Here is a 22,067-nt window from a genome sequence, read left to right as displayed (position 1 = left end):
TTCCGAAACACCTCATGCACGGGGAGCCGACCGTGTATGAGGTGTTTTTTTTGTTTTGTCTTGATTCAAAAAAGGAAAAGAATAAAAAACGGAGAGGGTGGACGCATATGGAATCCGTGACTGCCTTAGAGGAGCTGTATTACGTATCAGAGATGGATAAGGTTCGCTTTGTAGGCTGGACGACCGCATTCGCTCGCTATGATTTCGCTGTCATCTGTACAGGACAATTTTTTGGGAAAGTACTCGTCGTTAGTTTAACCGGTGGTCAGTCAGCGTTATTTGATCAACAGGATGTGTTAAATGGAGAAGTTTTAGCTCGTACTTTTGCAATTGAGCAAGAGGATGTTGCATTAATTGGTGAAGCATTAGCGGCATTCATTCCTTGTTCGCCAAACGATGAATATGCAGAATGAAACGATCCAATTAAAAAAGCAGTAATCCTCATCTAGTAAGGATTACTGCTTTGTTTTGTCTTCACCGAATTGCATTCGATTGCTGAATGACTTTGATCGTCTCGAGCGAATGATCCTCAAGACCTTGAACCGGAAGACCAGCTTCAATGTTTTCTTTAATATAGGCAAGATTGTCTGCCGTGATCATTTCGCCAGGAATAAAGATGGGAATACCAGGAGGATACACCATCATGAATTCAGCTGAAATCCGTCCGACCGCATCGACTAACGGAATTGTCTCTGTTTCTTCATAGAAAGCATCACGTGGGCTGAGAGCGAGCGCTGGAATGTCTGGAAGGACGATTGAGTGATCAGTCGTTTCAGCGCCATTATTCTGATAGCGTGCAACAAGTAAAGACATCGCATGTAGGAATGCATCGATTGTCTCTTCCGAGTCACCAGAAGTGATGATGACAAGGATATTATTTAAATCAGAAAGTTCAACTTCGATCCGATGTTCTTCACGCAAAAACTCTTCGACAAGGTGACCAGAAATACCAAGTCCCTTAACGGAAACGAGCACTTTCGTTGGATCAAAAGCGAACGTCGCACTTGAATGAAGATCGGATTCGCCGAAAACGGCGAGATAAGGAAGCTTCGCTAATCCGAAACGCATCCGTGTCGCGAGTTCGAGTGCCCGACGATTCATCGCTTCACCGTTGATTGCAAGATGGCGCCGTGCGCAGTCAAGAGAAGCAAGCAGTAGATAGGATGTTGAAGTCGTCGTCAACATCGAGAGTACCGCTTGAACCTTATCCGGAGAGACAAGACCCCGGCGAACGTTTAAAACAGAGCTTCCAGTGAGTGATCCACCGAGTTTATGGACACTCGTTGCTGCGAGATCAGCTCCTGCTTGCATTGCAGATAATGGCATATCTTCGTGGAAGGCGATATGGACGCCGTGTGCTTCGTCGACGAGTACCGGAATACCCTTACTATGGGAAAGTTTGACGATGCTCTCCAAGTCGCCAGCAACGCCGAAATAGGTCGGGTTGATGACGAGCACTGCCTTTGTATCAGGATGAAGTGCAAGGGCACGTTCTACCGCGCTTGGTGTGATACCGTGTGCGATACCAAATGTTTCATCGAATTCAGGATGAATGAAAATCGGGTGCGCACCAGAAAGAACGATAGCTGACATCACCGATTTATGAACATTTCGAGGAACGAGAATTTTATCATCAGGTCCGACGACGCTCATGATCATTGCCATGATTGCGGTTGACGTTCCTTGTACGGAAAAGAACGTTTCGTCGGCATGGAAGGCTTGAGCTGCCAATTGATGAGCTTCCTTAATGATTGCCTTTGGATGATGAAGATCATCAAGGGGAGCGATATTGATTAAATCGATATCGAGCGCATTCTGACCGATGAACGATCGAAAGGCTGAATCCATTCCTTGACCATTTTTATGACCGGGAATATGAAATTGAATTGGTTGACGTTTCGCATGCGCGAGTAGCGCATCGAATAAAGGTGTATCGAGCTGTGTTAAGCTTTTTGTTTGCACCAGATTTCCCCCCCTTAAAACCGAATAAAAATACAATCAAACAAGCTAACTATAACAAGTTTTCGGGCGGTTGCAACTGTTTTATGCTTCTTTTCCGTGTAAAATAGAAAAGTGCAGAAAGGAAGTGGGAATGATGGCATTGAATTATCCGCTCAATTCCGATTGGTCGACGGAAGAAATTGTGAAAGTCATCGACTTTTTCAATTTAGTCGAACAAGCGTATGAATCAGGTGTAGAACGACAACGTTTGCTCGAGGCATATCGGGAATTTAAGCAAATCGTCACCTCGAAATCCGAGGAAAAACAGTGGGATCAGTTTTATATGGAAGAGACAGGTTGCTCAAGTTATCGGACGATGCAACAGGCAAAACGCCAAGAAGATCCAATCGTGCGCATGAAAAAATAATGACATCATAAAAGATAAGACTCCTATGCGATCGTATAGGAGTCTTATCTTTTATACGGACTGGAAATGTGCGGAAAATGATCATCATTTGTTTAAAGTGGAAGGGAAGCGGCTATATACTACATACAAGACGTTATCCTTACAAATATGTGAAACTGTATTTTTTAAAATTAGATGCTTTACATCTAAGTTGAATCGTACTATTATTGATTCAATCCACTGATAAGTCGCGATTGTCTGACAAATTAAACTTCTGTTTATCCCGCGAAGGAGTGTGGTTACTGTGAAACAAGTGATAGAAGCATACAAGAGAAAAGATGCAGAAAAACGCATTCCTGTATTGCGTCTCGAAATCGACTATGAGCTTGCTACATTACATGATGCGATGGTGGCAAGTGACGCAGAAGCTGTTGGTGCAAGTAAAGAGCGCCTCGAAAAATATCGTCAAGAGATGGTACGTCTTGAAGCTTGATTTCAACGTCCTTTTCTCTACCTTATAATAAAATATCACTACTTCAACCAGCGAATCGTTCGCTGGTTTTCTTTTTTTGTTACTATAGAAGAAGCTGGAAACGATGATGAAGGAGTGAAGGAAGATGCAAATCGAGTTGGATGCGATAGACTTGATCAAGCGAGCAGGGAAATACATTCGCGAAAAGATTGATGTGTCGTATCACATTGAACAGAAAACCGGAAAAAGTGATTTAGTGACGGAGATTGATCAAGCCGTCGAGGATTTATTGATTAAAGGTATTCTAGATCGCTATCCGGATCATCATATTTATGGTGAAGAGGGGCGCATCGCTCGACCCGATACACTCGAAGGTACGATTTGGTTCGTTGATCCGATCGACGGAACGATGAACTTCATCCGTCAAAAGCGAATGTTCGCCATCTCAATTGCGATCATGATGGAAGGGGAATTACGGTACGGATTTGTTTATGATGTCATGGCTGACGAGCTATTTCATGTCATCAAAGGACAAGGGGCTTATCAAAACGGTATTCGGTTACCTCAACTGACAGAACGGAGCGTTAAGGAAGCGATCATCTGTATGAATGCTACCTGGGTGACGCCGAACCGTCGAATTAACACGGATCGTCTTGCTCCGCTCGTGCGACACGCAGTAGGTGTACGAGCGATTGGTGCAGCTTCCCTTGAACTCGCATGGACGGCTGCCGGACGCGTTGATGGATATATCACGATGCGTAACATGCCTTGGGATTATGCAGCCGGTCAATTATTGATTGAAGAGCTTGGTGGACGTGTCGGGACGATTACCGGAGAGCCGATGTCGTTTCTCGAGCAAACGAGTGTATTAGCAGGGAGCCAGACATTCGTTGAAGATGTATTGACGTTCGTACAAACACAAGAGGATTGAAAAAAGGTCCTTTCGTTTTAAACGAAAGGAACCTTCTCAGTCATGTTTGTTTGCGCAAACGTGCCTTTAAAACGAATCCGGCACCCATCGCAACTATCATCAAGACGACAGAGGCGATCGTCATCGGTACGTTTTGTTCCGCGATGAAAATGCCGATGCCTGCCATGGATCCTACTGCAAGCATGGCAAGTAACAAAAATAGTAGACGCATGTTTTTTCCCCCTCTACCCGTGAGTACGTTAACAGTGTAGCGTGAATGAAGAATAATGAAAAGGCTTTCGAGATGATGTCGAATCTTAGTCATTGCCAATTAGGACTCTACCTGTGCTATACTCTTAAAGTTGACCGAAAGTATGATAAGATTTATTTAAATGAATAGAAAGAGGTACACACCTATGACAACATTAGTACGAAATGATTTACGCAACGTTGCGATCATCGCTCACGTTGACCATGGTAAAACAACATTAGTCGATGAGCTTTTAAAACAGTCTGGTACGTTCCGTACGAACGAACAAGTCGAAGAACGCGCAATGGACTCAAATGACATCGAGCGGGAACGTGGAATCACGATTCTTGCGAAAAACACTGCAATCGACTACAAAAACACACGCATCAACATCGTTGATACGCCAGGACACGCCGATTTCGGTGGAGAAGTTGAGCGAATCATGCGTATGGTGGATGGCGTCATCCTCGTTGTCGATGCACGTGAAGGCTGTATGCCACAAACACGTTTCGTTTTGAAAAAAGCACTCGAGCAAGGACTTCAACCAATTGTCGTCGTCAACAAAATCGACAAACCGATGGTCCGTCCTCTTGAAGTCGTCGACGAAGTCGTGGATCTCTTGATCGACCTCGGAGCTGACGAAGATCAACTCGAATTCCCAGTCGTTTATGCATCGGCAGTCAACGGCTCAAGTTCATTCGAACCTGAATTAGATAAACAAGAAGATACAATCACGAACGTTCTTGATTTAATTCTTGAGCATACACCAGCACCTGTCGATAACACAATGGAGCCACTTCAGTTCCAAGTTACGATGCTTGACTATGATAACTACCTCGGACGGATCGGTGTTGGTCGTGTCTTCCGTGGCGAAATCAAAGTTGGCGATAGCGTTTCACTTTCAAAACTTGACGGTTCAACGAAGAACTTCCGTGTCACGAAGTTGTTCGGTTACTTCGGTCTAAAACGTGTCGAAATCGAAACTGCAAAAGCAGGAGACTTGATTGCGATCGCTGGTATGGAAGACATCAACGTCGGTGAAACAGTTTGCCCAACTTCACACGTTGATCCACTCCCATTATTACGTATCGATGAGCCAACGCTTCAAATGACATTCATCGTCAATAACTCGCCATTCGCTGGTCGTGAAGGGGATCTTGTTACTTCACGTAAAATCGAAGAGCGTCTTGAAAAAGAACTTGAGACGGACGTTTCACTCCGTATCGAAAACACGGATTCACCGGACCGCTGGATCGTTTCTGGTCGTGGGGAGCTTCACCTCGGGATCTTGATCGAGAACATGCGCCGTGAAGGATACGAAATCCAAGTATCTAAACCGCAAGTTATCATCAAAGAAGAAGAAGGTGTCAAAGTCGAGCCATTCGAACGCGTCGTCATCGATACACCAGAAGAGTACACAGGTTCTGTCATGGAATCGATTGGTCTCCGTAAAGGTGAATTAACGAACATGCAAACAATGGACAACGGTCAAACGAAAATGGAATTCATCGTTCCTTCACGTGGTTTGATCGGTTACCGTAACGAATTCCTTTCTGCTACACGCGGATACGGAATCATGAACCACACGTTCGAAGAATACCGTCCGTTCATCCAAGCGGATATCGGTGGACGTCGTAGTGGTGTTATGGTCTCAATCGAAACGGGTAAAGCAACTGCTTACGCGATCTCAGCTCTTGAAGACCGCGGAACGATCTTCATCGAGCCTGGTATTGAAGTATACGAAGGTATGATCATCGGCGAATGTAACCGTGATGTCGATCTCGCTGTCAACGTCGTTAAAGCAAAACAATTAACGAACATGCGTGCATCTGCAAAAGACTCAACGAACGTTCTTAAACGTCCACGTGTCTTCTCACTTGAAGAGTCGTTGACATTCTTGAATGAAGATGAGTACTGTGAAATCACACCACAATCGGTTCGTCTCCGGAAACAAGTCTTGAACAAAAACGAACGTGAAAAGCAAGAAAAACGTCGTCGTCTAGGTAAAGATTGAGTCTTGAACGAATAGGGGGATTGGCAATGAATGCACAAGCTGCCGTTGCTTCTGATTTTCCGAAATACGATATTCCGTTCATCGCGAAACTTCTCGGTGTCGGAAGTGATCCGAATAACATCGAAACGGGATTTTATCCTTTAATGATCACCGTCGTCATCTTGACGCTTGTCGTCTTTAAGTTAGGATTTGCTAAGGAACTAGCATGGTGGAAATCACTGATCGTCTATCTGTTGCTCGCTGTCTTCTCGGCAGCATTGACGCTTGTCTTCTGGACATGGCCGATTCCTGAAGTACTCCTTGCGATGGTCTTCGTACTTGGTATTTATCGCTTCCGGATGTGGATGGTCAAGCGTGAACGTGAACGGACAGCTTCTTGACGGAAGCATGTCATGAATCAAAAGAACGAATCTCTTCGGAGGTTCGTTCTTTTTTTGTGCTAATTCAGATGCATGATTTAAAGCGTAGCGGGAACAGGGATACTAAAAGGGGGGAGAAAACAGTGAAAATAAGGTATGTCATACCCCTGCTGTTAGCGGGTATTCTGATCGGCTGTACACAAACGTCAGAAGAATCGTCAACAAAGGAAACCAATCAGAAGACACAAAAAAACAATCAACAGGATTCAGGTAATCAAGAAGATACGCAATCATCACAAACGCAAGAAGGAGTCGTATTTAAAGAGCTAAACGCCCCATGGAATATCGTTCGCGAAGGAGAGACTTTTTATATTACAGAGCGCGAAGGAACAATCGTCAAAGGAAAACAAGGTGATTATGAGAGGATGCGCTTGCAACTGAAGAAAGATGTAATTGCTGAAGGAGAAAGTGGATTACTCGGTATGGTACTTGACCCTGATTTTAAGAACAATAAGACGGCATACGTCTATCATACGTATGCAAAACAAAATCAAGCGACCAATCGTGTCATTGCAATCAAAGAGGAAGGCCATCAGTGGGTCGAAGAGCGTGTGTTACTCGACGATATTCCGGGAGCGACGATTCACAACGGAGGACGACTTGAGTGGGGTCCAGAAGGTGCACTCTACGTCACAGCAGGAGACGCAGCAAATCCTGAACTGGCGCAAGACATCGATTCACTTGCAGGAAAAATTTTACGCATCACACCTGAAGGAAAACCGTTCAAGGGGAATCAAAAAGGCTATGTCTATAGTCTTGGTCACCGAAATCCACAAGGGCTTGTTTTCGTCGATGACCAACTGTATGCAAGTGAGCACGGACAAAGTGGACACGATGAAATTAATCGAATTGAACAAAAAAATTATGGATGGCCAACGATTGAAGGAACAGAGAAAGCAGAGGGACTCGTGACACCGTGGTACGAAGTGGGAGAGCGATCCGTTGCACCAAGTGGGATTGCAGAAGCGGATGATACGTTGTATTTTGCAACACTTGTAGGTCAACGATTACAAGCGATTGATTTAAAGACGAAACAGGTCAAAACGATTGTCGAAAATCAAGGGCGGATTCGCGATGTGTGGATTGATAAGACGTCAATTTATTATATTACGAACAATACAGATGGTAGAGGGACTCCGTCGACCGAGGATGATCGATTGGTTCGAATCAAGCGGTGAACAAAAAAAGGTCTGCCAGGGAAGTTTCCCACAGACCTTTTATTTACCAGTGTTTTCGTTTTGTTTCCCAAGTAGGGTATAAATGAAATTGTCCAGAGGCATGGCGTTCGAGTGTCCGTTCTTCTACGCGAGATCGACACTCATCACATAGATGGACACGAACTGGTTTATTGCGTAATCGCTTCGCCGTGAAGGACCAATCATCAATCGTCTCACGCTTATCGCAAATCGTACATTTCACTCGCATGTCGGGTCCTCCCTTTTTTTCTTAGTATATCATATTAGAAGATTATTCAGATGTAAAAAAGGGAATCGAGAAGTATATCTCGAAATATCATCACTAAGTCATAGAGGAGGTGATGTCATGGCAAATAAAGTAGAGCAACATCTCAGCTCACATCAACTAGATGCGTTATCACAATTACCACTTGTTTTTTTGATCACGCATGATCAATCCAAACATTGGCCGATCACACATGCAATTAGTTGGGTATATGCGAAGGATTCACAAACGGTTCGTTTTGCGATCGAAGCAGATTCTCATCTCGTCAAAACGTTACGAGAACATCCGGTTTTCACCTTGATCTTCTTTGCAGAGCAGTCGACACACAGCTTAACGTGTACGGACGTCAAGGTGTTTACGCCGCAAGAACCACTTCCACTTTCGCTCTCTTTTTATGAGGGGCGCGTCGAAGAGGTACGTGACATCTTATTTTACGGAGCAGCTGTCACACAACGACCGACCATTGAAAAAACATACGATGAACAGGCAGCTGAACGGTTGGATCAACTTGTTCATCGCATCCTAAAAGCGTAACATTCATCACAAACTCGACTCTAAAGGGGCGAACGATGGAATGAAAAAAATATACGTACTTGATACCAATGTCATGTTGCACGATCCACTTTCTCTCTTTCAGTTTCAAGAGCATGATGTCGTCATACCAGCGATCGTACTAGAAGAACTGGATGGAAAAAAACGCAACATGGATGAGGTGGGGCGCAACGCACGAGAAACAGCTCGCATTTTAGACCAATTGCGGGAAACCGGTCAGCTTCATGCGGGAGTTCCGCTTGGTAACGGTGGCATTCTTCGCGTCGATATCGGTGACTCCATTTACGAGGGCTCGCCGTTTATCCATGAATCGAACGATAATAAGATTATCGAGCTCGCATGGTCGATTCATCGTGAACAACAAACTGAAGCGACGCCACGAGATGTCATTCTCGTCTCAAAAGATATCTTAGTCCGCGTTAAAGCGGATGCGTATGGATTAGTCGCTGAGGACTATATGACGGATCATATCGCTGACTTGACTGGTCTTTATACAGGATTCATCGAAGTGACCGTCGATCAGGAATATATCGATGCTTTCTATCAGGATAAACGACTTTCAGTTGATGTATTGCCGGAAAAAGTGCAACCAAATGAATTCATCATTCTAAAAAGTAATATGTCAAAAGCCTCTGCCATTGCTGTCGTTGATCAGAATTTGCCGATCATCCGGGCACTTTCGATCGATGTCGATCAAGTCTGGGGTGTTATTCCCCGAAACGTTCAACAACGGATGGCGTTTGAGTTATTACTTCGAGACGATGTACCGCTCGTTACACTCGTTGGGAAGGCAGGTACCGGAAAGACCTTACTTGCACTCGCTGCGGGGCTCCTGCAAGTAGAAGACGAGCATAAATATAAAAAACTTGTCGTTGCTCGTCCAGTCGTGCCGATGGGAAATGATATTGGCTACTTGCCAGGTGAGATGGAGGAAAAGCTTCGTCCGTGGATGCAACCGATCTACGATAACCTCGAACATCTCTTTAATACGGGATCAGGAGACGAACTTGGTAACATTCTCGCGGGAATGAAGACGATTCAACTGGAAGCGTTGACATATATTCGAGGACGGAGCATGCCGGGGCAATTCATCATCATCGATGAAGCGCAGAATTTGACGAAACACGAAGTCAAGACGATTTTAACACGTGTCGGTGAAAACTCAAAAATCGTGTTAGTGGGTGATCCGCAACAGATCGATCACCCGTATTTAGATGAATATTCGAACGGTTTATCCTACGCCGTAGAACGCCTTAAAAATGAGAAAATGACGGGACACGTCAAACTCGTCAAAGGGGAACGCTCGAATCTGGCGCGCCTCGCAGCCGACTTATTATAAAAAACGTGGTGCGTCTATTCAGGCGCACCACGTTTTCCTTATATGACGGTAACCGTGTGAACAGATTTGACGATCCGTTGTCCGTGCAACAGGTGAACGGGTCCATCTGCTAACACTTTGCCGTCTTGTGAGAACTGCAGGTATACTTCGTCGAGTTGCTCAAGTGGAAGTTCGACCGTTTCTTCACCTTCGAAACGAATAGCGGTCGCTTCCGGTAAGAGTTCAGCATTCCGGATGAACGGTGCGAGCGCCATGGCGAATGACCCTTGAAGCGCGGCTTCTTTTTCAGCGCGTGTCATCGGACGATTATGATCCGTACGACTGCCTTCCATGATGCCTTTATCCCACGCTGCCCCCATTTTCGCGTAGTACGCCTCTTGTTCGCTCGTATCTGCTGGTTGGCCAATCTTCTCGATCGCAACCTTTCGTTCATCAAAGATCCAAACTGTCGGATCAATCGTCAACTGGTGCCGTACTTTACCGTTAATCGGAAAAATCATTTGTTATACCCCCTAAATGTGTAAGTCCAACAAATCCATTATACCGAAACGTTGAATTGTTGGCGAAAGTAAGGTAAAGTTTAGCTATAACAGGAACGCGTCATTTGATGAGGAGGGATTGGATTGTCAACTGAAATCGAGACAGTTCATCGCCAGCGCGCTCTTGAGCTACTAGAAGCGGATGCACAAAAAATCCGCCGGTTGATCGAGGTCCAGCTTGCGAATTTAACGATGCCACAATGTCCTCTTTACGAGGAAGTATTGGATACACAAATGTTCGGATTGTCCCGTCAGATTGATTTTGCGGTACGTCTTGAACTGATTGATGCGGGTGAAGGGAAACAGTTGCTCGAATCACTTGAACAGCAATTATCTGATTTACATGATGCGGAGACGTGCTGATTTTCTACTCAAACGTGAAATGCGGCGTTTGGGTATTTTTTTTTAGAAAACGAAAAAAAGGACGTGTACATATGTTAGCGAAGTTTAAAGAAAAACGAGCATTTTTTGACTACGGTCTCTTCTTTACGATGCTCATCCTCATGGCGATCAGTACAGTCATGGTCTATAGTGCCAGCGTTTGGAACGGTGGCGATTATGCGAATACGTCCTTCTTTGAGAAGCAGTTGATGTTCGATGCGATGGCCATCGTGCTGTTCCTTTTAGTTTCGCAAGTGAATCATGAAGTATTTCGTGGACCAGTCATTCGTTTACTCTTGTACGCGATTACATGGTTGATGCTGATGGCAACACTATTTTCGGCTCCCCTAAACGGAGCTCGCGCCTGGTTGAACTTCGGTATCTTCTTAATTCAACCAATCGAGCTTTGTAAATTCGTGCTCGTCGTCGGGCTTGCCAGTTATTTTGATCAAAAGCACAAAGGAAAGATGGATGGCGTGATTGGGATTGTCCATCACTTCATCCATCGTCAAATTCCAGCGACGTCCCCCGGAAAACGGATTTTACTTAGTTTCTCGGACTGGATCTTGATTCCAATGCTTGTGTTACTTGCACCTTACGCGATCATCATTCGTATGCAACCGGATGACGGCGGATTATTCATTCTGTTACTCATCACGGCGATGATTTTATTTGCAGTAGGATTACCGAGTGGTTACATCATGTTATGTGTCGTTACCGTTCCGATCATCTTCTTGTACGCATGGAACAATTTTTCGGATAATCAGATGCAACGGATTCAAGCGAGTTTGAATCCCTTTCTTGACGCAGAAGGTAAGGGATATCAGCTCATCAACTCCGTCATATCGATTGCCCATGGGGGATTGTTCGGAGTGGGTCTTGGGAATAGTTTTCAAAAGTATGGTTATCTGCCAGAGCCTGAAACCGACTACATCATGTCGATCATCTCGGAAGAACTCGGCTTCATCGGGGTCCTTGTCGTACTCGGTCTATTGTTTTACCTGATGATTCAAGGGGCGATCATCGCTAACCGGTGTGTCTCACTTTATTCGAGCATGCTCGCACTTGGGATTTCCGGTATTATTTTCATCCAGACATGTATCAATATTGCAGCCATGTCTGGTCTGTTTCCAGGTACAGGTGTCACCTTGCCATTCATCAGTTACGGTGGGTCATCGTTACTCGTCATGAGTACGATGCTTGGTGTAATGGCAAACATTTCTATGCAAAACAAATATCGGGTGGCTTATCATAAAGAAGTGCAAACTGCACGTTCGATGAGTGCCACGAGCTCATTAACTAAAGGGGGAGCATCAGTTGACTAAAATCCAGAAGATTCTCGTAGCAAACCGCGGGGAGATCGCGATTCGCGTTTTCCGTGCAGCGACAGAACTCGGTATTCGTACCGTTGCTATTTATTCACGAGAGGACATGGGTTCTCTTCATCGTTATAAAGCCGATGAAGCGTACCGGATCGGAGAAGGAAAAAAACCGATCGAAGCCTACCTCGACATTGAAGATATCATCGCAACAGCGAAAAAAGCCGAATGTGATGCGATCCATCCTGGTTATGGATTCCTCTCTGAGAATATTGAGCTAGCCAAACGTTGCCGCGAAGAAGGAATCATTTTCATCGGGCCGCAAGAAGATCACCTGTATAAGTTCGGAGATAAGGTACGGGCACGGACGACTGCAATTGAAGCAGGTCTTCCTGTCATTCCAGGAACAGATGGTCCGATCTCATCAATTGATGAAGCGTATGCGTTCGCAAAAGAAGCAGGCTATCCACTCATGGTCAAAGCATCGCTTGGTGGTGGTGGACGTGGTATGCGTGTCGTCCGGACAGAAGAAGAGCTTCCAGACATGATTGAACGAGCGAAATCTGAAGCTTTAAAAGCATTCGGTTCGGATGAAATTTACGTTGAAAAATTAATCGAACGACCAAAACATATTGAAGTCCAAATCATAGGGGATGCACATGGAAACATCATTCATTTGTTTGAACGAGACTGTTCCGTACAACGACGTCACCAAAAAGTCGTCGAAGTGGCGCCATGTGTCACGCTTTCAGAAGAAGGGCGTAAAAAGATCTGTGACGCGGCTGTCACGTTGATGAAACATGTCGGATACGAAAATGCGGGTACGGTCGAATTTCTCGTCACACAAGATGAATCGTTCTATTTCATCGAAGTCAACCCACGTGTACAAGTCGAGCATACGATTACGGAGATGATCACAGGCGTTGACATCGTTCAGACTCAAATCCGTGTTGCTGAAGGCGAATCGTTACATAGCGACCTTGTCGGCATTCCACAACAAGAAGAGATTAAGATGCTTGGTTTTGCGATCCAGAGCCGAATTACTTCAGAGGACCCAGAGAACGGCTTCTTGCCGGATACAGGTAAGATTAAAGCGTATCGTTCACCAGGCGGCTTTGGTGTACGTCTCGATGGTGGGAATGCCTATGTCGGAGCAGAAATTTCACCGTATTATGACTCGTTGCTCGTTAAAATCTCGACGCACGGTTTGACGTATGACCAAGCGGTCGCGAAAATGCGTCGAAACTTAAGTGAATTCCGGATTCGTGGTATTAAGACGAACATCCCATTCTTGAGCAATGTCTTGAAACACCACGCGTTCGTCAGCGGCGATTACAATACATCGTTTATCGATGATACACAAGAATTATTCATCTTCCCAAAACGTCAAGACCGGGGAACGAAGCTGTTGACGTACATCGGAGAGGTTTCCGTCAATGGATTCCCGGGAATCGGAAAACTGGACAAGCCACTTGCGCGTGACGTCCGAATTCCAAAAAATCTTCCGGCAGACTACACGCCAGGCGCAAAAGCGATCCTTGATGCAGAAGGACCGGAAGCTGTCGCGAAATGGTTGAAAGCACAAGACAACGTTTTGTTAACGGATACGACATTCCGTGACGCTCATCAATCGTTACTTGCGACACGAATGCGGACGAAGGATCTCGTTGCGATCGCAGAGGCGGAAGCGAAACTGCTTCCTGAATTGTTCTCAGTCGAGGCATGGGGAGGGGCAACGTTTGATGTCGCGTATCGATTCTTATCAGAGGATCCATGGGTTCGTCTGATGAAATTGCGTGAAAAGATGCCGAACGTCCTGATTCAGATGTTACTTCGCGGTGCGAACGGCGTTGGTTACAAGAACTATCCAGACAATGTCATCCATACCTTCGTCAAGGAAGCGGCGCAAGCGGGAGTCGATGTCTTCCGGATTTTCGACAGCTTGAACAACCCGGAATCAATTCAACTCGCCATCGATGCGGTCTTGCCAACAGGTAAAATCGCGGAAGCAGCTGTCTGTTACACAGGGGATCTGTTCGATGCGAATCGTCCGAAATATCATCTGCCGTATTACGTCAATCTGGCGAAACAACTGGAAGAGAGCGGTGCTCACATCATTGCCATCAAGGATATGGCGGGTCTCTTGAAACCGGAAGCAGCCTATGCGCTTGTATCGGCACTTAAAGATGCAGTATCGTTACCAATCCATCTTCACACCCATGATGCGAGTGGAAACGGGATTTATACGTATGCGCGTGCGATCGATGCCGGGGTCGACGTCGTTGACGTCGCGGCATCAAGTATGTCAGGACTGACGAGTCAGCCAGCGGGTGGTAGCTTGATTCATGCCCTAAGTGGTCATCCACGTCAACCACTCGTCTCAGCACAGAAGTTCGAACAGATTTCGGACTATTGGCAGGACGTGCGTCATTTGTATCAAGCATTCGAACTTGATATGATCGCACCAAATCCAACCGTCTACGATCATGAGATGCCGGGTGGGCAATATTCGAACTTACAGCAACAAGCAAAAGCGGTCGGGCTTGCGGATCGTTGGTCTGAAGTCAAAGAAATGTATGCGCGTGTCAACATGTTGTTTGGCGATATCGTTAAAGTCACACCGTCGTCGAAAGTCGTTGGAGACATGGCGCTCTTCATGGTCCAACATCATCTGACGGAAGAAGACGTACTGCACCGAGCAAGTGGACTTGATTTCCCGGATTCAGTCGTTGAACTGATGAAGGGCGAACTCGGAACTCCGCCGGACGGTTTCCCGCAAGAAGTACAACGTGCCATCTTGAAGGGAGCTGCTCCGTTGACGGAACGTCCTGGTAAGATGATGCAACCACTCAACTTTGATGCAATAAAAAATGAGTTGTTTGAGAAACTTGAACGACCAGTCACTGAATTTGATGCTCTCGCTTACGCGCTCTATCCAAAAGTCTTCATGGACTACAGTTCGTATGTCGCGCGATATGGCGATATCTCGGTTCTTGATACGAATACATTCTTCCACGGTATGCGCCTAGGCGAAACGATCGAGGTCGAAATTGAACGAGGGAAGACACTATATCTCAAGTTGATTCAAATCGGTCAGCCAGACGATCACGGGATGCGGACAATCTATTATGAGATGAATGGTGTTCCTCGTGAAGTCGAAGTCAAGGACATCAGTATTAAGGAAAGTTCATCAAGCCGTCCAAAAGCAGATCGAAGTAACGCAAAACAGATCGGTGCGTCGATGCCGGGTAGTGTGCTGAAGGTACTCGTTGAGACAGGCACTCGTGTCCGTAAAGGAGAACAACTTCTCGTTACGGAAGCGATGAAGATGGAAACGACGATCCAAGCACCAGAAGACGGTGAGATCAAAGCCGTCCATGTTAAAGAAGGCGAAGCTATTGCGAGTCAAGACTTATTGATTGAATTCGTATAAGGTCACAATGAAAAACAGGCGCACGCTCGGCGGGCTGCCTGTTTTTCATTCAATATGTAATGGGAGAGGATACGGTTGAACATTATTTGTTGGATTCGAAGCGATTTTCGATTACAAGACAACCACATGTTGGCACGTGCGATTGAATTACTGAAGGAAAATCCAAAAGCGACAGTCGAGTTCGTCTTTTGGCTCAATCCAGATTACATTGGAGAATATGAAGCGCGGCAACAATATTTCTTTCAAGCGCTCGAATTGTTTTCAGATGATTGTAAAGAAAAAGAGATGCCGATTCGCTTCATCGAAGGCGATGAACAAGCTTTCTTAGATGCAACCAATGATGCGGACGTTCTGTTATTCAACGCGGAATATGTCGAACCATTCAAGGCGCGGGATGAGGGAATCATCAAAAAACGTAAGGAACGACAAACGGAGCGCTTGTTAGACCGGCATCTGCTCCATCCACATGACATTAAAAAGCAGGATGGAAAGTTCTATAAAGTATTCACGCCGTATAAGAATGCGTTCCTGAAAAAAGAAATTCCAACACCCTATGATGTGAAGTGGCAAACGCTACGGGATCATTATCATAAGCGCCAGCACACTAATAGTTTCATTGATGCCTATTTTAAAAAGGCACAGTCTGATGCGGCATTTCATCCGGGTGAGAAGCAAGCGAAACAACGCTTAAAGAAATTCATCGAGCAATCGCTTGAAAACTACGAAGAGAATCGTGATCTTCCAGCGATGGACGGTACGAGTTTACTCTCACGTTATCTACGGACCGGTGAGATCGGGATTCGAACGGTCTATGCAGCTATTCAAGATGCAAAAGAGTCGAAAGGGAAGCAGACGTTCATCACCGAACTCATCTGGCGTGAGTTCTATTACATGATTTTAATGCACTTCCCGGAATCGAAACGACAAGCGGTCAACACCCAGTACCGAGAAATCGATTGGGAAGAAAACGAGGACGGATTCAAGGCTTGGTGTGAAGGGAAAACCGGCTATCCGATCGTCGATGCAGCGATGCGTCAATTGAACCAAACCGGTTGGATGCATAATCGTCTGCGGATGATCGTCGCGTCGTTCCTGACAAAAGATCTATTGATCGATTGGCAAAAAGGGGAACGTTATTTCCAACAGAAACTCGTCGATTATGAAGCGGCTTCGAACATCGGTGGTTGGCAATGGGCGGCATCGGTCGGGACGGATGCCGTACCGTACTTCCGAGTCTTCAATCCGACGACACAATCAAAGAAGTTCGATAAGGACGGAGAGTTCATTCGGCAGTATGTCACGGAAATCAAAGATCTGTCGAAGCAATATATTCATGAACCGACGCAGCAACAACGAGAAGACTCTGGATACCCAGAACCAATCGTTGCACATGATGAAGCGCGAAAGCGTGCAATCGCTCGATTCAAATAATGAAAAAAGGATATTCCTCAGCGGAGGAACATCCTTTTTTTTACGACCTTATTGAAGACGGCTATTTGCTTTACGTGTTCGGAATGCATGATACGTCAAGTAGGATAAGACACCGAAATAACACGTAATCAAGAAGGCGTGCAGTAACGGTACATATGTTGCATGCCCTCCGAGAACGATCCAAGCACCTGTAGCAACTTGACACGAGATGAAGAACGTCGCGAATGCCATGCCGATTGTCGTCGTCCGGTGTTTTAAGCGAATGGCTGTAATATGAACGAACAACGTATAGAGGAATAATAGCCCAGCCATGATTCGGTGAATCATTTGGACCCAGGCTTCGAACGTCATCGACGGTTGGGAACAAACGGGCCAACCCACACACGCATATGTAGCGCCAACATGGCGAACGTAAGCACCAGTATAGACGACGATCAGCGTGTAGACGAGCAGACCGTACAAGAGCTTCCGCAAGAATGCTGGGACAGATTCCCTGAATTCCTGACCAGGACGCTCCATGATCAATATCGTTAAAATCAATAAGGCAGCAAAGGAAATCAAGGAGATACCAAAATGTAACGCCATGACGAGATCTGATTGTTGCCAAACGACAGCTCCTGCTCCGACGATGGATTGAATCAACATGAAGATGAAGGCAAGAAATGCAAAAATCTTCGTATCTAATCGATCCTTAAAGGCAACGAGCGTCCAGAGACATAAGGCGATGATTAGGAGTCCAACGACTCCGGTCACAGCGCGGTGACTATATTCAATCATCGTTTCAACACTTGGGTTTGTCGGGATGAGTTCCCCATGACAGAGTGGCCAATCTGTTCCGCAGCCATCTCCCGAGTCCGTTTTTGTGACTGTCCCACCCATCAGCAAGACGATCATCATCGTAAACGTGACGAAGGCTGAAAACATCGAAAGCTTTCGATTCAAGATTTGGACACCACCTTTCTAAAAAATACGAAATACATGGATTTCCATAGGACTAGTATCGCATAAAAAGTCTCGAAACGCTTGCAATCTTTTAGAACAACGCTATTCTAGTATTAGGTAAATATGGTGAACTGTGATGAAAATCACATAGATTTCACATTTTGTTCATTATGTCGAAAGTATTTTCATACGTCACGGTCCTAAATATGTGGTATCTTTTATAGAGAAAAGGACGTTTCGTGGCATGTCTGTGTTATTTCTGTGAAGAAATTACGTGAAGCCTAGGTGCTACACGGAAGCAGATGGTGAAAAGGAGGGAACAGCATGGCGAAAGTTACTGGAGAGGCACTGGATATGGCAATCGAGCAGGCGGATCAGCCCACATTCAAGGACTATATCACCCTAGCAAAAATGGGGATCGTCCGTGCCAATCTGATTACGGTCTTCGCAGGGTATGTCGTAGCGGCATCGTACATAACGGATGATGTCCTATTGTATCTATGGCAAACCAAGTGGATGTTACTGTGGACGCTTCTCGGGAGTGGATTAGTCATTGCCGGAAGTTGCTACCTCAATAACTACATTGACCGGGACATCGATTATAAGATGGAACGGACGATGGGAAGACCAAGCGTTACTGGGAAGATGGATGGACAGCGAATACTCGCGCTAGGACTCGGGATTCTTGCGACCGGTACGGTATTGTTGTTGATCGTCAACCATGTGGCGGCAGTGTTCGGATTGATCGGATCATTCGTTTACGTCGTGATTTATACGATGTGGTTAAAGCGAACACACACGATCAATACAGTCGTAGGTGGTATATCAGGAGCTGTGCCACCAATCATTGGATTTGCGGCAGTCACTCCGACGCTTCACATTGATGCGTGGATTTTATTCCTCATCATGTTCGTGTGGCAACCACCACATTTCCTCGCACTCGCGATGCGACGGACAGAGGAGTATCGGGCAGCAGGTATCCCGATGTTACCTGTCGTAAACGGATTCGCGATCACGAAACGACAAATTGTATGGTGGATTGCAGTACTTATTCCATCATCACTCCTCTTAGCACACTATGGCATCATCTACATGATCGTCATGGCATTGCTCGGTGGATATTGGCTCTATATGGGACTGAAAGGTCTGAAGATCCAAGATGAACAAGCCGAAATCAAATGGGCGTCGAAGATGTTCTTCTTCTCACTGTTTTATTTCACGGCTTGGATCGTGACGGTCGTACTCGTTTCTTTCTAAAACGATTTGACATAATTCACGTACACCATTACGAAAGACAAAATTGGGGACAAAGAAAGTGGGGATGGTTGTGAAAAAATCAGTAAAAATGCTCTTCCGGCTTCTTCCAATCGGCTTGATGGCACTCATGTTATCAGGTTGTGGAATTCCGGAATTGTCTGCGCTACAGCCTCGCGGAGAAGGCGCTGAAATGCAACTTGAGATCATCAAGCTTAGCTTGTGGGTCATGTTGTTCGTCCTTGCGATCGTAGCCGTCATTTATATTTACGTACTTATGAAATTCCGTCGTAAATCAGGTGATAACACGGTTCCGAAGCAAGTCGAAGGGAACCACACGCTTGAAATCATCTGGACAGTTATTCCGATCCTTCTCTTGATCGTTCTTGCAATTCCGACGATCAAAACAACGGTTGAACTTGCGGATGCAAAAGAAGCGAAGAAAAACGAACAAATCAACGTTACAGCGAACCTTTACTGGTGGGAATTCGAATATCCAGACAAAGGTGTTTCGACAGGACAAGAACTTGTCATCCCAGTCGGTAAACGTGTTGCGGTTAACTTGACGTCTAAAGACGTCATTCACTCATTCTGGGTACCGGCTCTTTCTGGTAAGACAGATACAAACCCAGGTCTTGATAACGAAATGTGGTTACAAGCAAAAGAAGCAGGCACGTACTACGGTAAATGTGCCGAGTTGTGTGGTCCTTCTCACGCATTGATGGACTTTAAAGTCGTTGCGATGGAGCAGGATGACTACGACAAATGGTTGAAAGACATGAAATCTGCAAAAGAAGCAGAAACAAAACAGCTTGATAAAAAGAATGAAAAGAACTGGACGACTGGTGAGCAAGTCTACGCCCAGAACTGTCTCAGCTGTCATGGCGGCGGGAAAGTCGCACCTAGCTTGACGAACTTCGGTGATCGTCAGCGTATCGCGGGTTACCTCAAGCATGATAAAGAAAACCTCGAAAAATGGATTCGCGATCCACAAAAAGAGAAACAAGGTACAAAAATGCCTGGATTCTCTGAAGATAAGATCAGCGATGAAGAATTGAGCGAATTGGCAGATTATCTATTGGACAAAAAGCTCCAATAATTTTTTAAGGGGGAATCATAGTGGGGACACATACTATGGGTATGCCGCAGAAAAAAAGCGGCATCATGGACTGGCTAACGACAGTCGACCATAAGAAAATCGGGATTCTCTACATCATCTCTGGATTGTTCTTCCTTCTAGTTGGTGGCGTAGAAGCCCTAATGATTCGTTTTCAATTGATTAAACCGATGAACGATTTCGTCAGCGGTGAACTTTTTAACCAATTGATCACGATGCACGGTACGACGATGATCTTCTTGGCAGCGATGCCGATGTTGATCGGTTACATGAACGCAGCAGTACCGCTTCAAATCGGAGCACGCGATGTTGCGTTCCCATTCTTAAATGCACTTGGTTTTTGGTTGTTCTTCTTTGGTGGAGTCTTACTGAACCTTTCGTGGTTCTTCGGCGCTGCGCCAAACGCAGGGTGGACAGCTTACGCACCACTCTCGACAGTACCAGAGTCGCTTGGTGTTGACTTCTACTCACTCGGGTTACAGATTTCTGGTTTCGGTACACTTATGGGGGGGATCAACTTCCTCGTTACGATTTTGAACATGCGTGCACCAGGTATGAAACTGATGCGGATGCCGCTCTTCACATGGACAGCATTCGTTGCTTCTGCCTTGATCGTTTTCGCATTCCCACCACTTACGGTTGGATTGTTCCTCTTGACGTTCGAGCGACTCTTCGGAGCGCATTTCTTTGACCCGGCAGCGGGCGGGAACATCGTCATCTGGGAACACCTCTTCTGGATCTTCGGTCACCCGGAAGTTTACATCTTGATTTTACCGGCATTCGGTATCTTCTCTGAAATCATCCCTACGTTTGCTCGTAAACGTCTCTTCGGATACACGACGATGGTCTTTGCGACGATGTTGATCGGTTTCCTCGGATTCATGGTATGGGTTCACCACATGTTCACAGTCGGTCTCGGTCCGGTTGCGAACGCGATCTTCGCAGTAGCGACGATGGCGATCGCTGTACCGACAGGGGTCAAGATCTTCAACTGGCTCTTTACGCTATGGGGCGGGAAGTTGACGTTCCCAGTCGCGATGCTTTATTCGGTCGCCTTCATTCCATCATTCCTTGTTGGTGGTATGACAGGGGTCATGCTTTCAGTAGCACCTGCCGATTATCAGTACCACGACAGTTATTTCGTCGTTGCCCACTTCCACTACGTTATCGTTGGTGGGGTCGTCTTTGGTCTCTTCGCAGGTCTTTACTACTGGTTCCCACTCATGTTCGGGAAACAACTCAACGAGTTCTGGGGTAAAATTCAATTCTGGTTGTTCTTCATCGGCTTCCATTTGACATTCTTCCCACAACATATTCTTGGTCTTACAGGTATGCCACGTCGTGTCTTCACGTACTTGCCAAACCAAGGCTGGGAAACAATGAACTTACTTTCTTCAATCGGTGCAGCCTTCATGGGTGTGTCGACGATCATTCTCGTCATCTCGATCGTTGCCGCATTGATGTCAAAAGAATATGTAAAACGCGACGTATGGGGCGATGGACGTACGCTTGAGTGGACACTTCCTGTTCCAACTCCAGAATACAACTTCGCACAAATTCCACTCGTCAAAGGTTTAGATACGTACTGGCTCGAAAAAATGGCAGGTAACAAAACAGTCTCTGTTTCGGAAGAAGTCGGTGATATCCACATGCCGAACAACTCGATCTTGCCGTTCGTTATGTCAGTCGGTCTGTTCCTTGCAGGTCTTGGATTCATTCTTCGCCTAGATTACGGTACTGTCGGTCTGGTCATTGCCTTGATCGGTCTTGCGATGACATTCATCGCGATGTTCTTCCGTTCTTGGATCGACGATGAAGGATACTACATCCCGAAATCAGTCGTCGAAGAAGATCTACGCCTTGAAGCAGAAAAGGAGGCGAAGTAAG

At 45.8% G+C, this 22,067-nt stretch carries 21 protein-coding genes; 16 read left to right on the top strand and 5 right to left on the bottom strand.

Going from position 1 to position 22,067, the window contains the following annotated elements; translation table 11 throughout:
- The first annotated feature begins 107 nt into the window (after window positions 1-107).
- Window positions 108-413 carry an SAV0927 family protein gene (locus B3S86_RS08875; RefSeq protein WP_035406699.1) on the top strand — a complete coding sequence of 102 codons (306 nt, stop codon included), beginning with the start codon at window positions 108-110 and terminating at the stop codon, window positions 411-413.
- Between the two features lie 61 nt (window positions 414-474).
- Here B3S86_RS08875 and B3S86_RS08870 read toward each other — a convergent pair whose 3' ends face one another.
- Entirely contained in the window at window positions 475-1,962 is a 1,488-nt protein-coding gene (locus B3S86_RS08870; RefSeq protein ID WP_290751626.1) for an aminotransferase class I/II-fold pyridoxal phosphate-dependent enzyme, read from the bottom strand.
- Between the two features lie 133 nt (window positions 1,963-2,095).
- On the opposite strand from B3S86_RS08870, the gene B3S86_RS08865 reads away from it, so the two are divergent.
- The 3 genes from B3S86_RS08865 (at window position 2,096) to B3S86_RS08855 (ending at window position 3,750) form a co-directional block, all read left to right on the top strand.
- Window positions 2,096-2,368: a UPF0223 family protein gene (locus tag B3S86_RS08865; RefSeq protein ID WP_035406705.1), complete on the top strand. Its 273-nt coding sequence runs from the start codon at window positions 2,096-2,098 to the stop codon at window positions 2,366-2,368.
- 283 nt (window positions 2,369-2,651) lie between these two features.
- Window positions 2,652-2,840 (top strand): hypothetical protein, encoded by a 189-nt coding sequence (locus tag B3S86_RS08860; RefSeq protein WP_023468845.1) that lies wholly within the window; start codon window positions 2,652-2,654, stop codon window positions 2,838-2,840.
- 124 nt (window positions 2,841-2,964) lie between these two features.
- On the top strand, window positions 2,965-3,750 hold the full coding sequence (locus B3S86_RS08855; protein WP_035406708.1) for an inositol monophosphatase family protein: 786 nt from the start codon (window positions 2,965-2,967) through the stop codon (window positions 3,748-3,750).
- 40 nt (window positions 3,751-3,790) lie between these two features.
- On the opposite strand, the gene B3S86_RS08850 is transcribed toward B3S86_RS08855, so the two are convergent.
- Window positions 3,791-3,961, bottom strand: coding sequence for a DUF5325 family protein (locus B3S86_RS08850; protein WP_162236131.1), 171 nt, complete (start codon window positions 3,959-3,961; stop codon window positions 3,791-3,793).
- Between the two features lie 184 nt (window positions 3,962-4,145).
- Between B3S86_RS08850 and typA the strand changes: the two genes are divergently transcribed.
- From typA to B3S86_RS08835, 3 genes are all read left to right on the top strand, one after another.
- Window positions 4,146-5,993, top strand: a complete 1,848-nt coding sequence (typA, locus tag B3S86_RS08845) for a translational GTPase TypA (protein ID WP_035406711.1) — start codon at window positions 4,146-4,148, stop codon at window positions 5,991-5,993.
- Window positions 5,994-6,019: 26 nt separating this feature from the next.
- Window positions 6,020-6,373: a YlaH-like family protein gene (locus B3S86_RS08840; protein ID WP_058264776.1), complete on the top strand. Its 354-nt coding sequence runs from the start codon at window positions 6,020-6,022 to the stop codon at window positions 6,371-6,373.
- 122 nt (window positions 6,374-6,495) lie between these two features.
- Window positions 6,496-7,590, top strand: coding sequence for a PQQ-dependent sugar dehydrogenase (locus B3S86_RS08835; RefSeq protein WP_290751613.1), 1,095 nt, complete (start codon window positions 6,496-6,498; stop codon window positions 7,588-7,590).
- Window positions 7,591-7,633: 43 nt separating this feature from the next.
- Here the strand turns inward: B3S86_RS08835 and B3S86_RS08830 are convergent, their stop codons facing one another.
- The gene (locus B3S86_RS08830; RefSeq protein WP_035406716.1) at window positions 7,634-7,837 is read right to left on the bottom strand and encodes a YlaI family protein; all 204 of its coding nucleotides are present in this window, start codon (window positions 7,835-7,837) and stop codon (window positions 7,634-7,636) included.
- A gap of 117 nt (window positions 7,838-7,954) precedes the next feature.
- Between B3S86_RS08830 and B3S86_RS08825 the strand changes: the two genes are divergently transcribed.
- Together B3S86_RS08825 and B3S86_RS08820 are read left to right on the top strand one after the other, a co-directional pair.
- Entirely contained in the window at window positions 7,955-8,407 is a 453-nt protein-coding gene (locus B3S86_RS08825) for a hypothetical protein (protein ID WP_290751608.1), read from the top strand.
- Between the two features lie 40 nt (window positions 8,408-8,447).
- A complete protein-coding gene (locus B3S86_RS08820) occupies window positions 8,448-9,764 on the top strand; it encodes a PhoH family protein (RefSeq protein ID WP_035406722.1) in 1,317 nt (438 codons plus the stop codon).
- 38 nt (window positions 9,765-9,802) lie between these two features.
- Here the strand turns inward: B3S86_RS08820 and B3S86_RS08815 are convergent, their stop codons facing one another.
- A complete protein-coding gene (locus B3S86_RS08815; RefSeq protein WP_056062372.1) occupies window positions 9,803-10,264 on the bottom strand; it encodes a hypothetical protein in 462 nt (153 codons plus the stop codon).
- Window positions 10,265-10,387: 123 nt separating this feature from the next.
- On the opposite strand from B3S86_RS08815, the gene B3S86_RS08810 reads away from it, so the two are divergent.
- The 4 genes from B3S86_RS08810 (at window position 10,388) to B3S86_RS08795 (ending at window position 16,867) form a co-directional block, all read left to right on the top strand.
- Window positions 10,388-10,666: a YlaN family protein gene (locus B3S86_RS08810; protein WP_023468835.1), complete on the top strand. Its 279-nt coding sequence runs from the start codon at window positions 10,388-10,390 to the stop codon at window positions 10,664-10,666.
- Window positions 10,667-10,737: 71 nt separating this feature from the next.
- Window positions 10,738-12,009 carry an FtsW/RodA/SpoVE family cell cycle protein gene (locus B3S86_RS08805; protein ID WP_035406728.1) on the top strand — a complete coding sequence of 424 codons (1,272 nt, stop codon included), beginning with the start codon at window positions 10,738-10,740 and terminating at the stop codon, window positions 12,007-12,009.
- Complete coding sequence (locus B3S86_RS08800) at window positions 12,002-15,436, top strand: pyruvate carboxylase (RefSeq protein WP_056062369.1); 3,435 nt, start codon at window positions 12,002-12,004, stop codon at window positions 15,434-15,436. The genes B3S86_RS08805 and B3S86_RS08800 overlap by 8 nt, the downstream gene beginning before the upstream one ends.
- 75 nt (window positions 15,437-15,511) lie before the next feature.
- Window positions 15,512-16,867: a cryptochrome/photolyase family protein gene (locus tag B3S86_RS08795; RefSeq protein ID WP_290751599.1), complete on the top strand. Its 1,356-nt coding sequence runs from the start codon at window positions 15,512-15,514 to the stop codon at window positions 16,865-16,867.
- Between the two features lie 48 nt (window positions 16,868-16,915).
- Here B3S86_RS08795 and B3S86_RS08790 read toward each other — a convergent pair whose 3' ends face one another.
- Window positions 16,916-17,809: a COX15/CtaA family protein gene (locus B3S86_RS08790; RefSeq protein WP_052018990.1), complete on the bottom strand. Its 894-nt coding sequence runs from the start codon at window positions 17,807-17,809 to the stop codon at window positions 16,916-16,918.
- Window positions 17,810-18,133: 324 nt separating this feature from the next.
- Between B3S86_RS08790 and cyoE the strand changes: the two genes are divergently transcribed.
- From cyoE to ctaD, 3 genes are all read left to right on the top strand, one after another.
- Window positions 18,134-19,066 carry a heme o synthase gene (gene cyoE, locus B3S86_RS08785; protein ID WP_035406737.1) on the top strand — a complete coding sequence of 311 codons (933 nt, stop codon included), beginning with the start codon at window positions 18,134-18,136 and terminating at the stop codon, window positions 19,064-19,066.
- A 64-nt stretch (window positions 19,067-19,130) separates the two neighbouring features.
- Window positions 19,131-20,162 (top strand): cytochrome c oxidase subunit II, encoded by a 1,032-nt coding sequence (gene coxB, locus B3S86_RS08780; RefSeq protein ID WP_081780348.1) that lies wholly within the window; start codon window positions 19,131-19,133, stop codon window positions 20,160-20,162.
- 35 nt (window positions 20,163-20,197) lie between these two features.
- On the top strand, window positions 20,198-22,066 hold the full coding sequence (ctaD, locus tag B3S86_RS08775) for a cytochrome c oxidase subunit I (protein ID WP_052018991.1): 1,869 nt from the start codon (window positions 20,198-20,200) through the stop codon (window positions 22,064-22,066).
- Window position 22,067 lies beyond the last annotated feature (1 nt).

The sequence above is a fragment of the Exiguobacterium sp. UBA3968 genome (assembly GCF_002385115.1).
Lineage (GTDB): Bacteria > Bacillota > Bacilli > Exiguobacteriales > Exiguobacteriaceae > Exiguobacterium_A.
The sequence above is the reverse complement of the archived record's forward strand: the minus strand, read 5'-3'. Positions and strand labels throughout refer to the sequence as shown.